This window comes from Lysinibacillus sp. EB271-A1-10B (assembly GCF_058791335.1).
In genome coordinates this window covers 30,557-44,162 of sequence record NZ_JBYTDL010000013.1, presented here as the reverse complement: position 1 = coordinate 44,162, position 13,606 = coordinate 30,557, and the positions used below count along the sequence as shown (strand labels likewise).

The following is a 13,606-nucleotide window of genomic DNA, read 5'->3' as shown; positions in this document are numbered from 1 at the left end:
ATTAATCATTCAGATTATTTAAAAAATATCACAGTGCTAAAGAGAGGAAAATAATATAATCATATGTTAAATAAATAACATACTATTAGTTTTGTTCATAAGTTCCATGAAAGACATATTTCCGTTCAGGTCTTCCAACAGTACCGTAAATTAGCTTTGTCTCTAAAAACTGCTCGCCAACTAAGTATTCTAAATAACGGCGAGCTGTTGAACGACTAGAACCAATTAGATCACTTAATTGTGAGGCGGTGAGTTCTTGGGTTTTGAGATCTTCAAAAATGCTTTTAACAATTTGTAATGTGTGCAAATCAATCCCTTTTACTAACGTTTCTTCATCTACTACCTTATTGTTTGATTCACTGTAAAATAAAGAATCAATGTCATTTTGAGTGACATTTTTGCTATTTTGAAATAAACGAAGTTCCTGCAAATATTTCTGAAATGCGCGTTGAAGTCGTTGTTGTTCAAATGGTTTAATCAAGTAATCTAAAATACCTAAGTCCAATACATTCTTTATAAAACTTACTTCAGTTGCTGCTGAAATTACGATAATTTTTATAGAGGGATAGAGGTGACGTATATGGCTAACTAATGAGCTACCTTCAACATCCGGAATATATAAATCTGTTAATATAATTTCTGGTAAGCTAGAAGTCTTCTCCAGCTTTTCAATCGTTTCTTTACCTGTGCGGAAATTTTCAGTGACGATAAAACCGTCTATATTATGAACATAATCGGCATGAATTTTTGCTACTCTAAAGTCATCTTCAATAATCCATACACTTTTTAATGTTGTCATTCTCAATGTCTCCTTTAGGAACTATAATTAAAAAACATGCTCCTGATAAATCACCGGAATCCAATAAAATTTCCCCATGTATCTCCTGAAGGGCTTTCTTACTTAGAGCAAGTCCATGTCCGCGGTCTAATCCTTCTTTAGTCGATATACCCTTTGTAAAAATTTTATCGTAAATATTGTGATCAATACCTGGTCCATTATCTTGAATCTCAAATAAGTAATGATTTTTAAATTTGTTGATAGATAGTCGAATCACTTTATCTGAGGATTCCCAGCTTTTTAAAGTTTCAATAGCGTTTTGAAGTACATTACCAAGAGCTGTTAGGACAGCATCTTCTTGCCGCTTAGATAATTCAATAGATGAGGAAATTTCGTTTAGCTCGAGTTTAATCCCCAATTCTGTGGCTTCTGCAATTTTCCCCTGAATTAGGGCAAGTAGAAGCGGGGTCGTTATATTGCTGTTTAAAAAAGCTTGATTTTTAAGCTGTATGTTTCGTTCTTCTTTAATAAACTCAATTGCTTCGTTGTAATGTTTATGAACAAGTAAACCTAAAATGATATGAAGCTTATTAGCGAATTCATGAGTATATGCCCGTTGAACATTTGCATACTGCTTCATCTGTTTTAATTCATCAGTGATTTTTTGGATATCTACTTTTTTTCTAAAGGTGTATAACGAACCAATTTTCCTTTTCTTCTCAACTAAAGGTACTTTATTTAAAATAATAATATGCTCATCAAGTGGTAGCTCTAAATTATGAATGTTTTGCTCTGCAACAATTTTAGGCGTAAAAATATGTTCAATTTTTGTACCCATCCAATCTGAGAGAGATTTATTGTGAGCAGAATCTAGCATTTCATAAGCACTCTTATTAATGGTAGTAATTTGATGAAAGTGATCGACAGCCAGTATACCTTCTGCTGTTGTTTCTAAAATGACCTTGTTTTGTTGATATAATTTAGCAATTTGAATAGGTTCCATATTAAACAGTAATTTTTTTATATAAATGGAAATTGCTATTGCGCCTAATATGCCTATTAAAAGAATAATTACGGTGTATTTGATCCATTTGTGAATATAGCTTTCGATGATTGTGTCGATATTTTCTGTTAAAAAACCGACAGATACAACTCCAATAATTTTATTGTCTAATAGAATAGGAGCTTTACCTCGAATCGATTCACCCAGTGACCCTATAGTTTTAGAAATATAAGCTTGTCTATCTAGCAATGCGGCATCGTTGTCTCCGCCAACCATTTTTTCTCCAATTTTATCTTTTAAAGGATGTGAATAACGAATTCCTTCAGAATTTCCAACGACAATATATGCAGCGTTAATTTCTTTTCTTAAAGGTTCGACGATTGGCTGGACTATTTCACTTGGCTTTTCTGTATTAAATGCCGCAATGATCTCTTCTGTAGATGCGAGGGTTTTTGCAATATTTAATGCTTCCATCCCCATCTGTTTTTCTGTCGTATCACGAATATGCTCTTGCAAAAGATACATAAACAGTCCACATATTAAAAGGATTAGGATACTTATTAAAAAAATCATTCTAGCTGTAAGAGACTGGAACCAACTTTTCATATTTCACCTCTATGTAGTTTGATACTCATAATCAACGTTTCTCTTGCTATACAGATTGTTAAAGTGGCAGAATGCTACTTTGAGGAAAAAATAAAAACATATCAAAGAGAGTGCATTTGAATTAGTCTATCATAAATCTCAAACAAATAGAGAAGGGCGTTCAAGCTTTAGGATAGTAGTAAAACAAGTTGGTCTTGGCTCATATCAAAAGAAGGGGATGACTTTTGTTAAAAATGCCATGATTATAAGTTGATTGGAGTGGAGACTGGGCGACTCCTTCGTGACCAACATCGTGTTGGCCCGAGACCCTGCAGCGCAAGCGAAGCGGCTCATCGGACGCCCCCAGGAAAGCGCCCAGCCGGAACGGAAATCAACACCACGTTATATTGAAGAGCCTTTATTTTTAATATTTGATACATGCCCTTCAATGACATTGACGCAAATTTTCCGCTACAATATAGGGAAGGAGTGATTGTCATGTCAAATGAACTTAAAAATGTATTATCACCGGTTATTGATTTGTCAACGAAAGTGCTAATTGTCGGCTCAATGCCGGGGAAACAATCGTTAGAGAAGCAGCAATATTATGGTAACCCACGTAATCACTTTTGGCCGATTATTGGGGAAATCTTAGAAGTAGAAATACCTCGGAATTATGGAGAAAGATTACAATTGCTAAAGAACCATCATATTGGTCTCTGGGATACCATAGAGTCGTGCGAGCGTAAAGGAAGCTTAGATGCAGCCATTCGTAATGAAAAACCGAATGACTTTAAAACGCTTTTTGAACACTATCCTTATATTGAGCTAGTGCTTTTTAATGGCGCAAAGGCGTTCGAGGTTTTTAAAAAGCATATTGGCCTTGAGGTTTTAGATGGTCGAGCATATCAGAAAATGCCTTCAACTAGCCCAATACCAGGGAAAAATATTAAATCCTTTGAAGAAAAGCTTGAGGATTGGCGGGTAATGCACTCTTATTTGTCTAGATAATTACATGACAAAATCCCCTCCGAGTGTGTTGCTTTACGGAGAGGATTGTAAGCATTATTTAATAGATGATGACATTACTGCCATGTGTTGTAGTAAGATCCTGCTGGGCTATAAAAGAATTTAAAATGATATTTTTCAGCTAAGGCTCGACTTTTCTCTTCGTCGTCAAATCCGATTGCCATCACCTGAGTGCCGAATTTTTCTCGGATCTGAATTAATTGTTGCATCTTATTCAGCGCCCATTCATCTTCTCCGACTACATCATAAGAAAAGTTTTCCCACATAACAAAATCGATATTTGGTGCTGTATAATCGGCTAATGTTTGAAAGCCCCAATTTTGAGCAACAGACAAGTCGTTATATTGCTGCTTTATGTTTTTTATAAAGGCAAGCATTGCTTCATTTTGTACGCCCTGTTCTTTTTCAGGTAAGTAGGACTCGATATTGCCAACAGTATCTAAAAACACACCATCCAACCCTTTTTGAACAATTTGTTTTTGAATTTCTTCTAGTAAAAGCGCTTGATAGTGTTCAGATGTCATATCCATTAAATACGAATCCCATTCAGAGAAATACATCTTTTCTCCGCGTTCGTCTTTATAAAAATCCTCTTCTTTTAATTGGCTATAAAACTCTAAATTCCATTTGTCTGCTTCCATTGCGTTAATATAGCCATAAATTAATGTTCCGTTTTTTTGAGCCTGATTAATATATTTCTGCTGCATTTCGATTGGCTCCACAATGACCAAATCTTCTTTAGCCATTTCCTTGCCAATTTTATCGTTCCCTTTATCTAAATAATATTTGTACTTTTTAACAGCAGCTAGCCCGTCTTGAATACTTGTTGATCCTGCAGAAAAATTTGTACAGTTGAAAAATAGCCAGATCCCAAAGGACAATAAAATTGTAGTAATTAGTAAAATTATTTTTCGCATGAGTACCCCTTTTCTTGGAAAACATGCCTTTTATTATACGGTGTTTACAGTGAAAATACGAATGTAGTTTAAGTCGACTAAATACAAGGCTAATAGGCAATTGCTCAACGGTTATTAGCCCTCCTACATATATTGAATTATGTAAAAGGAGGGGTTTATCATGAACAATCCATTTGAACAGATTATGCCACTTCCAGAATCCGATTTCGAACCTTCATTCGGACGACCTGGTTTTGGCCAATCACCATCATTTAGACCACCTGGTTTTGGTCCACCACCGTCGTTTGGCCCGCCTGGTTTCGGCCCACCACCATCGTTCGGCCCGCCTGGTTTTGGTCCACCACCATCATCTAGACCACCAGGTTTCGGCCCGCCGCCATCGTTTGAACCACCTAGTTTTGGCCCACCACCAGCAGGTCAAATGCCTCTAGGCCCACCACCTAGCTTTGCACCATCAACTCCACCATTCGGAATAGGAACAAGTGGTATTCAATCATGCCTATTTAGAAATACGTATATATGGATGTTTAATGGATCGAGCTTTTGGTTCTTCCTAACTGCTGTAGGAAGAGAGTTTATTGCAGGGTTCCGATGGAGTAGCAGAAGTGGCTGGCGCTTCCAAACTATTGCAAGAAGAAATATTCGCTCGTATGAATGTTCGAGATGGTAATTAAGCGTATTGAGAAGCCGTGATAAATAGTTCATTTATAAAATAAAGGTAGTCATTTTAAATAAAGTTTTCAACACTCTGAAAACTCCTGAAGCATGTATGCTCTAGGAGTTTTATTCGTAGTATACTTAATACTTCTCTACGTCATGCACAAGTTGCTTATACTCTGCAAACCACTTTCGCCATTCTTCCTCTGGGAATTCTTCATGTACCGTTCCATTTAATAAATCCGAAAGTAGACATAAGCATATATGCCACCCGGCTAAATCTTTAGGGGTGTGCTCAGTTAGCTCACCAATCGATTCAAGTAATACTAATATAGAACCGCTGCTAGTAGGAGAGAGTTCAAATCTAACTGTATCTTTGCCCCAGTCAAATTCGAGCACTTCCTTCTCAACATAGTCTGTAATTGTTATTTCCATATAATTATCTGTTCCATCATTCATATTAAAATGGATTTTACCGTTTTTTTGAAGATCAATAATTTCTAAATTATTCATCCAATTTCGAATCTTTCCATTCTCCGTTAATACAGCCCAAACAGCATCAACAGAATGTGACAGTGGTCGGTTAAATTTTACGACATAGTTATTTTGTTGTTTTTGAGTAGTAGCGAGCATGGGTATCCTCCTTACTTACTTTAGCTAATCATAAACTGCCTGAACTGTCCTTGTCATGTTATCTTTTCTTTATTTTAATGTTTATATTCAGTGTTTGGAGTGTGTATTGTGAGTCTATATTGAATAAAAGAAGCGGCTTATATGCCATCATAATCTCATTCAAAACATAGCTTTTAAAACATAGCTGGTACTCGCTACAGAATTTCGCTATTTATTTTTTCTAAAATACATAAGAGTTCCTGAACATATACATGCAATTATACCCAATCCATGGAGTTTAATAAAAAATGAAGCATTTTCTATGATTGCTACAACTAAGGCAACGCAGAAAAATATAAATAAGGGTAGTATTCTTTGTATCTTTGATTTTTTCATTATATATTGCTCTCTTTATTTATTTTTTGAATTAAATTTTCACTATTAATAGTCCCAAACTTAATCCTTATTTAGAAAAAAATTTTTGATCAAATTAATTACGAATTTTACAATAGCCTCTAGCCTCTTTATGAAAGAGCACTTCCGTTTTTTCGTTTATATGAATGTAGAATAATCCAGTTAACATTGTTCTCGATACTAGAGTTCTTTCTCGCTTTTAGTTACAAATAATGAATATAATAAAACAATTGCCAAAAAGATTGCACTGAATAAATAGAACCAAAACGCGGTCGTATTTTCTCTCCAATGAATTATTACTTGGCGTAAAAGAGTAATGGATAACTAACATAGGGATAAGTACAGCTTTACTATTAATCATCATAGTTCACCATCTATTACATTTAACTTTACTCCGAGCTCATCCCTAATATACTTATTTACTTTTTTTTCAATAATCTTAAGCGAAAATAATATTCCTTTAATTAGAAAATACATTGACTGAGCATTTTTTACAATGGTGTGATTCCGAACCAAACAAACTGCTTATTCACGCAAGTGAACACTAAGTGTGGTGCTCCTTTAGAAGTGTATTTAAAATTAAATTCACTAACATTTATTATGTAATTTTTACCAAAAAAGATTATCTTTTTTAACAACGGAACAAAAATTTAAAAATATTAACAAAAAATTACTATTCCATTTTATTGTTAGATGTTTAATAATGATAGGTACATATTTTAAAGGTAGGTGATGGATAGGAATTGTTGTATCAAAAAAATATTATTAAAAAAATGAAGGATCTAGTCATATATGAAAAGTTTGATGAGTCTTTCAAAACTATCATTTTAAATTATGTTAATGAAAAAGATGATTCACAAATGATTTTTGGTCACCTTTGCATTATTCATTATCAAGAATTCGCACAAGATAATAATCCTGAAATTATAACAATAGCAGCAGCAATTGAACTTATAATTTTAAGCTTCGATATAATAGATGACTTACAAGATAATGATACAGATTATTTATGGTGTAATGAACCTGCTTTTGCTATGAATGCAACTTTGGCAATGATTTTTTTAGCGATAAAGCTGATAAATGAAAGTACTTTTAGGCATAAACAAGTAGCATTAAGTATTTTAAATGGTTTTGCTTTAAAAAGTATTAATGGCCAACACTTAGATTTATTAAATAGTTGTAGATTTGAAGAGAGTTATATAAAAATGATCTCTTTAAAATCGGGATCATTAACAACTTTAAGTAGTCTTTTAGGGACAGCACTAGCAATAGGAGAAAATGAATCCCGTGTAGCAGAGTATTCAAATTATATAGGTGTCATTCAGCAAATAAATAATGATGTTGAAGATTTAAATATATGGAACAAAAAAAACGATTTGCTGAATAAAAAGTTTTCTTTACCTATCATTTTTTTGTTTGAACAAAGTGAGGAACATTCAAAAATTTTAAATGATTACTATTCTGGGACCACAACTTACTTAGACAATCAAATTATTGAAGAGGCTTTAATGAATACGGGAGCTATTCACTATGCGGTTGCTCTAAAAAATACATTTAAATTTAGTGCATTAGATTTAATAGAAACGATGTCCTTTAGCGAAGAAAGTATGCAATACTTAAAAAAATTAATGAGATGAGATTTCATATGAGAAAATTAATTCAGTATTTAGTAGCAAACCCTAATTTATTAAGTTTGTTAAAAGAAAAAAAGATATCACTTGTAGGTGTTACAGCACGCGAGCAACAAGCTATAATGAAAGCATTTAATGAGCCTATCTATATAATAGGCATTGGGTGGCGCGGAGCAGGGAAAGAATGAAGATAAACTATAAAACATTTTTATTTACGATTACTAGTTATACATTAATAATCGTGTATATGTTATCCTTCAGCTTCAGGTTTCCATTAATCGGTATTGAAGTAGAAAGAGTTCATAATGATTGGATAATAAAGAGCTTTACTTATCCTGAATGGGCAGAACTCAATAATGTAGAACAAGGGAATATTGTGTTAGAAGTAGATAATAAAGCAATAGAAGCAAGTAAAGACTCGATGCAATATAGTATAAGAAGTGCAAATAGTATGTTATTAAAAGATACACTCGGTAATCTACATACAATATACATAAATTATTCAGAGTTGCCAAATCAATTTCTACATGTTTTTATTATACCATTAGTTTATTTTTTAATAAATTTAGCGATAAGTATTTATTTATATACATATAAAAGAACATCCTTTCAATCTTTAAATATCTTTATTTTATATATACTGACAGTTTCGCTGACTTATAGTAGTGTAGGTGCTTCTACTCAAATGGATAGATTAGGTATGTTTATTATGAGTAACGGCATCATATTAAGTTTAATTTTATTGATTCATTTTTTGAGTAATTATCTTAAATCATTAAATATTAATCTAACTTTGAAAGTAAACAAAAGATTTTTATATGGAATACTTTGTACTATTTGTTTATTGACACTTTTTGAGATGGTCAATCCTGTCATAATGCCTTTCAATACACTCCTTATTTTAATTACATTCAGTGTGCTTATACTTTATGCCATTTTTATGCTGGGTATATCTTACATACGATATCGTAAACAACAGCTTTTGCTATTATTTTTATGTTTGATAGTACCATTCCTTCCATTTGTGCTTCTCTATATTTTACCGATGCTTTTATTTAATCAATTTATAGTATCATCTTCGGTTTGCGCATTGTTTTTGTTATTTATCCCTATTTCGTTACTGTTGGTACATTTACCTGAACGGTTGTTTGATTTAGATTATCAAATTACAAAGATCCGTTATTATAGTTTGTTTTCATTAACTTTAGCTGGTTTAATATGCGCGGGAATATATCTCACGATTCATATAGACTTAATAGATTTACTATATATCTTTTTATTCGTGTTTATATTATTAGTTGTTGCACTCTATTTTAAAGAAAAGATGGATTATGCAAATCGCAAGCTACTGTATTCTCCTAAAGGGGATTATATTCATGTCGTACATAAAACTATTGAGCGCATTTTAAAAGTGACAACTGTTGAAGAACTATTAGATCGTTTTAAAGAAGAACTATCACAACAATTAGCTGTTAGTGATGTCAATATTTATATCCACTCTATAGTTGATGGAACAGTTATAAAAAATGATTTAGCCACTGCTCCTGTCTTTAACACTGGTACAATTGAAAAATTACGTTTAGGGGAGATAAAGAAAATAGGTGACCTTTATATAGGTTGTTTGCATGAAACCTTAAATCAAAAGTACATTCTTACGCTTGAAGATAAAGGTAAAATTTATTTGAAAAGAGAAGAGTTGCTATGTCTAGAATTGTTGATTATTTACATTAGTAATTTTATTGAAAATACACATTTAGTGGAAGACTTATTTAATCAATTAGATAGTGTACAAAAGCTAGGCAAACAGTATCCTTCATGGTTAAGGAAATTTGTTTGGATAAAGCTTGAAAACGAAAAATATCAATTAGCTCAAGAGCTGCATGATACGATTTTGCAAGAGCAAATCCATCTAATTAGAGAGATAGATATGATTCAAGACAAGCAAGTACCGAAAGAACTACAACAACCCATTCAGCAACATCGCGAATATTTAGTCGAGCTTAATCACCAATTACGCTATTATTGTGAAAAATTGAAGCCACCACTACTGGAAAAGCAAGGTTTACTGGCTGCATTAGATAGGTTGTTCGCAGAGATAGATCTGCGTGCGGATTTTTCTACGATATTTGAGATTGAAGATATTGCGGTAGAGAATGCGGAAATTCCTTTACTAATTTATCGAACAGTTCAAGAACTGTTAAATAATGCGATAAAGCACTCACAAGCAACCTATGTGAAGATACAACTTATCTCGACACTAAATGGCTTTGAGTTGGTGTATTTTGATAATGGTGTAGGATGTGATTTGTCCGAAAACGAACAGAAAAATTCTATGGGACTCCAAGGAATAAAAGAGCGTATTTATGCTTATAACGGTTTTATCCAAATTGAGTCAGCTCCTGATGAAGGGATGCGTGTTCATATAAAAATAGAGGAAGGAAATTCTTATGATTAAATTACTTATTGTAGACGATCATCCTATGATTTTGGATGGCAGTAAAAAGCTTTTTAGTGAAGTATCAGACATTTCGGTGGATACATTAAATGATATAGAGACATTTGCCAATGTTATTGAGGAAAAAGTGTATGATATTTTTTTAATTGACGTTAATCTTGGTGCTTGCAGTGGTCTAACATTTGCTGAGTTAGTAAAGGAAAAGTATCCGTCCTCAATTGTAATCTTATATACGGGTGACAATATTAAAGATTACTATTCTTTAATTATTGAAAAGAAAATTAATAATGTGATTTCCAAGACAGCAGCGAAAGATCGAATTTTAAAAACCATTTACTCAGCTATGAACAAAGACATGTTACTTCCTGAAAACTTTATTGATTACGTCAATGATCGGCATTCCAGAAATTCTATCAAAAAGATATTACGCTTCAATAACAGGGAAAAAAGAATACTCGAGCTCGTGATGGAGGGATATACAAATCAAGCGATTGCACTTGAATTGAACGTGAAGCAACGGACAATTGAAAATAATTTATCTCAAATCTATGCACTGTTAAATGTGGGCACGCGAGCTGAAGCGGTAATAAAAGCGAAGGAGAAGGGGTTGATTTGAAAAATAGGGAGAGTAGTATAAACTAGCGCTTATACTGCTCTATTTATAAATAACCTCCAAACAAAATTGTGAAAAACTACCAATTATAAGCATTTACCTATGGTTACCGTTCTACCTATAATTTTAAGACTAAAGAATAGCTTATTCTTTAGTTGTATTTTTATTTGAAGAAAAAGTTTCTTTCAATTTAGGTAATGGTAACCAAGAAAATCTATCTTCGTCTATTCCTGAAAGTGCCAATAACATCCCTGCTGCTCCAGAAAAGATTTCACCTGAAAGCTTATAGCAATAGTCTTCTGTTAAAATAGTTATCATTATGACTAAGTACATATAAATTTAACGTATTTAATGCTTTATCTAAGAATCGCCCTCCCGTTTGAAGTTCGATATCAATATTGCGTTGGCAGTTATGATTATCCCGTCTAAGCCACGGAACAGGCATGAACCTTAAAAACATTTGGGGCTAGCCACTTTTCCAATTCCTTTTATCCCAGTTCCCCATCTTTTGTCTTTTAACAAATATCTTAATTCTATCATACTAAGGCCTACACCTGCGCTACCACCTGCGAGATAAGGAACCTTGAATTTTCTTTATCATTAACTTGATACATTCTAGAATTGTCTATAATGCATATACTTATATATTTTTCAAAATCTTGCAGAGGAAGTTCTAACTAGGATTACTTTCATCCAATTATTGCATTAGATGGGCTGATAGGCGATTTTTTGAGAGCACAGCTATGTTCAAATGTAAATACATAAAATTTTATATTTCCATTATTCGTATACAACGATAGCTACCCTGTAACTTCCTAACTCGTACAGAACAGTAGTTTTATGGTGTCAGGATTATAGGATTTAAGTGAGAGGAATCCGTGTTGAACATCATTCGCTCGAAATTAAACACCAGACTTAAAACTCGCTGAAGAACTGTACCTAGCTGATGAAATACTTGACGTGCCTGTTTCAGACCACTATGTGGAGGAAATAATTTATCAAGGTTGCGTGTTTCCGTAATTTGTTACTGCGGATTTACGCAATTGTGTTTAATATATTTTTATCTAAAAATAAAGATGAAGAAGCAAATGGCATTGTGATTTCAGGATAGATAGAGCTCTACAAGATCTTTCTTGCGGTGCGATTTGTAGATATAAAATATTAGATAGGAGATTATAAAATGATATTAGACAAGCAAAGGATAATCGAAGGACAAGAATTAAAGTTATCGAACCTAGTTTCTTATCGAGGTGAGGTATTGGCTACAGAACTACAACATAAAATTATTGAAATGAAGCAAATAATAGAAAGTTCAGGTGCCAATTTTAGAGATCTTATAGTAACGGCCACATTTAATATAAGGGTTGAAGATAATCAACAAAAAATCGATATTGAAATATTATTGCCAATTGAAGAGTCATATATAGAGTTAGAACAAGAATATAAATTCAAAAAAGATTTTCACCTTGTTAATGGTTTATATGTTAAACATGAGGGTAGTCCAAATGATCTTCAAGAAACCTATTCTCAAGTGGATCATTATTTAAAAATAAAATCCTTAGACAGAATAACAGCAGCATATAATGTCCATAATCAAAAAACATCTACTATAGAAGTTTATTTGGGTATAAATCCTTCTATATTATAATACTGAGCTTCTAGTTTTATTTTAAATACAGAAAAATTTGAAATGCTCTTTAAAAGGAGAGTACGAAGTGATTATAATTATACATTATATTAGTCTGATAATTAGTATAGTAGGGCTTTTAGTCTTTTTATTTTTTAACAACATAGATAGTAAATGTGAGAAAGGACAAGCTATACTATCAAAATCTGCAAACGTTTGTTTCGTTGCTGTTTTATGTGGTTTTTTAATATTTAAATTAGTTACAATATATTTGCAATTGACACTAGAAGAGTTAATGCTTTTTGTTGAAATATTTTTCGCCGCTATATTTATTATTAATGCATTTGTTATTACCATTTATAAATACAAAAATTGAAGCTTTAGAAACTTTCAATTAAGTAACCAGAAAAAGCTTCGGTAGTCTTTTCTGGTTACTTAACCATTAGATTACTGAAGCTTTTTATATTTTTTATAGAAAAATAAACTTGAAGTTAAACTGGAGATAATTCCTATTGAATGCAATATAATGAAAAATTTTTGTTGTTCAATTATAGCAATAATGGTTGCAACTACAAAAAAAACTAAAAAGAATAGTGCCCCAGTTAATGATTGTTTGATTATACTCATATAATAAACATCTCCTTACAATAAAAAGGAGATATGTGATTAAAATTAAACAAGTTCCACTATATCTCCTTTTTAATTATCTATACATTATAATGATTAAAAAGCGTAAACTAAGCCGCCAACAATTCCGCCAATGATTCCACCGCCGGCTGCACCCGCTGGTCCGCCACCTGATCCTAATGTAACTCCTATTCCAGCACCACCAATAACAGCTGCACCAAATCCTGTCCAGTAACCGCCACCATCAATTGCTAAAAGTTCATTAAAATCGAGTTCCTTGAAATTACTGTCAATTACAAGATTCATTATACATTACCTCCTATTTTTTTAGCATGCCATTATCAGCAATGAAACCAATCGCATAGCTCATTGTACCAACGCTTGCTCCGATAGCTCCGCCTACAATAGCCCCACCTGGACCAGCAAGTCCACCAAAGTAAGCTCCAATACCAGCACTGCCGCCAACTTGAGAAAGGTAGTTTGTTAATTCGCCTCCTCCTCCATCAATCATTAATAGTTCTTGATTTGTTAATTCTCTCATTATTAATCCCAACCTTTTTAATATTCTAGAGGGCAAAAATATGTTTTCAATAAAACATTTCCCCCTAAAGAAAATATATATATCCCTTTAAGATTTAACAATTGCGTGATTACGCAA

Annotated in this window: 15 protein-coding genes; 7 read left to right on the top strand and 8 right to left on the bottom strand. The window is 32.8% G+C overall.

The window, feature by feature from the left end; translation table 11 throughout:
* Positions 1–85 precede the first annotated feature (85 nt).
* Both AC3WSK_RS16545 and AC3WSK_RS16540 read right to left on the bottom strand, forming a co-directional pair.
* The gene (locus AC3WSK_RS16545) at positions 86–799 is read right to left on the bottom strand and encodes a response regulator (RefSeq protein WP_492414252.1); all 714 of its coding nucleotides are present in this window, start codon (positions 797–799) and stop codon (positions 86–88) included.
* Complete coding sequence (locus tag AC3WSK_RS16540; RefSeq protein ID WP_492414277.1) at positions 768–2,306, bottom strand: ATP-binding protein; 1,539 nt, start codon at positions 2,304–2,306, stop codon at positions 768–770. The genes AC3WSK_RS16545 and AC3WSK_RS16540 overlap by 32 nt, the downstream gene beginning before the upstream one ends.
* Before the next feature lie 558 nt (positions 2,307–2,864).
* Here AC3WSK_RS16540 and AC3WSK_RS16535 point away from each other — a divergent pair.
* The gene (locus AC3WSK_RS16535; protein WP_492414251.1) at positions 2,865–3,377 is read left to right on the top strand and encodes a DNA-deoxyinosine glycosylase; all 513 of its coding nucleotides are present in this window, start codon (positions 2,865–2,867) and stop codon (positions 3,375–3,377) included.
* A gap of 74 nt (positions 3,378–3,451) precedes the next feature.
* Here AC3WSK_RS16535 and AC3WSK_RS16530 read toward each other — a convergent pair whose 3' ends face one another.
* A complete protein-coding gene (locus AC3WSK_RS16530) occupies positions 3,452–4,312 on the bottom strand; it encodes an endo alpha-1,4 polygalactosaminidase (protein WP_492414250.1) in 861 nt (286 codons plus the stop codon).
* A 160-nt stretch (positions 4,313–4,472) separates the two neighbouring features.
* Between AC3WSK_RS16530 and AC3WSK_RS16525 the strand changes: the two genes are divergently transcribed.
* Positions 4,473–4,982 carry a transporter gene (locus tag AC3WSK_RS16525; RefSeq protein WP_492414249.1) on the top strand — a complete coding sequence of 170 codons (510 nt, stop codon included), beginning with the start codon at positions 4,473–4,475 and terminating at the stop codon, positions 4,980–4,982.
* 128 nt (positions 4,983–5,110) lie between these two features.
* On the opposite strand, the gene AC3WSK_RS16520 is transcribed toward AC3WSK_RS16525, so the two are convergent.
* Complete coding sequence (locus AC3WSK_RS16520) at positions 5,111–5,602, bottom strand: SRPBCC family protein (protein WP_492414248.1); 492 nt, start codon at positions 5,600–5,602, stop codon at positions 5,111–5,113.
* 1,136 nt (positions 5,603–6,738) lie between these two features.
* Between AC3WSK_RS16520 and AC3WSK_RS16515 the strand changes: the two genes are divergently transcribed.
* From AC3WSK_RS16515 to AC3WSK_RS16500, 4 genes are read left to right on the top strand one after another with little or no spacing between them, the layout of a single operon-like run.
* Positions 6,739–7,632 (top strand): polyprenyl synthetase family protein, encoded by an 894-nt coding sequence (locus AC3WSK_RS16515; protein WP_492414247.1) that lies wholly within the window; start codon positions 6,739–6,741, stop codon positions 7,630–7,632.
* Between the two features lie 8 nt (positions 7,633–7,640).
* Complete coding sequence (gene comX, locus AC3WSK_RS16510) at positions 7,641–7,814, top strand: competence pheromone ComX (RefSeq protein WP_492414246.1); 174 nt, start codon at positions 7,641–7,643, stop codon at positions 7,812–7,814.
* The gene (locus tag AC3WSK_RS16505; protein ID WP_492414245.1) at positions 7,811–10,081 is read left to right on the top strand and encodes an ATP-binding protein; all 2,271 of its coding nucleotides are present in this window, start codon (positions 7,811–7,813) and stop codon (positions 10,079–10,081) included. The genes comX and AC3WSK_RS16505 overlap by 4 nt, the downstream gene beginning before the upstream one ends.
* Positions 10,074–10,697 carry a response regulator gene (locus AC3WSK_RS16500; protein WP_492414244.1) on the top strand — a complete coding sequence of 208 codons (624 nt, stop codon included), beginning with the start codon at positions 10,074–10,076 and terminating at the stop codon, positions 10,695–10,697. Before AC3WSK_RS16505 ends, AC3WSK_RS16500 begins: the two co-directional genes overlap by 8 nt.
* Before the next feature lie 141 nt (positions 10,698–10,838).
* Here AC3WSK_RS16500 and AC3WSK_RS16495 read toward each other — a convergent pair whose 3' ends face one another.
* Positions 10,839–11,012, bottom strand: a complete 174-nt coding sequence (locus AC3WSK_RS16495; RefSeq protein WP_492414243.1) for a hypothetical protein — start codon at positions 11,010–11,012, stop codon at positions 10,839–10,841.
* Between the two features lie 862 nt (positions 11,013–11,874).
* Between AC3WSK_RS16495 and AC3WSK_RS16490 the strand changes: the two genes are divergently transcribed.
* Complete coding sequence (locus tag AC3WSK_RS16490) at positions 11,875–12,342, top strand: hypothetical protein (RefSeq protein WP_492414242.1); 468 nt, start codon at positions 11,875–11,877, stop codon at positions 12,340–12,342.
* Positions 12,343–12,768: 426 nt separating this feature from the next.
* On the opposite strand, the gene AC3WSK_RS16485 is transcribed toward AC3WSK_RS16490, so the two are convergent.
* The 3 genes from AC3WSK_RS16485 to AC3WSK_RS16475 form a co-directional block, all read right to left on the bottom strand.
* A complete protein-coding gene (locus AC3WSK_RS16485) occupies positions 12,769–12,948 on the bottom strand; it encodes a hypothetical protein (RefSeq protein WP_492414241.1) in 180 nt (59 codons plus the stop codon).
* A 96-nt stretch (positions 12,949–13,044) separates the two neighbouring features.
* A complete protein-coding gene (locus tag AC3WSK_RS16480) occupies positions 13,045–13,254 on the bottom strand; it encodes a Blp family class II bacteriocin (protein ID WP_492414240.1) in 210 nt (69 codons plus the stop codon).
* Positions 13,255–13,267: 13 nt separating this feature from the next.
* Entirely contained in the window at positions 13,268–13,489 is a 222-nt protein-coding gene (locus AC3WSK_RS16475) for a bacteriocin, lactococcin A1 family protein (RefSeq protein WP_492414239.1), read from the bottom strand.
* Between the last annotated feature and the right edge of the window lie 117 nt (positions 13,490–13,606).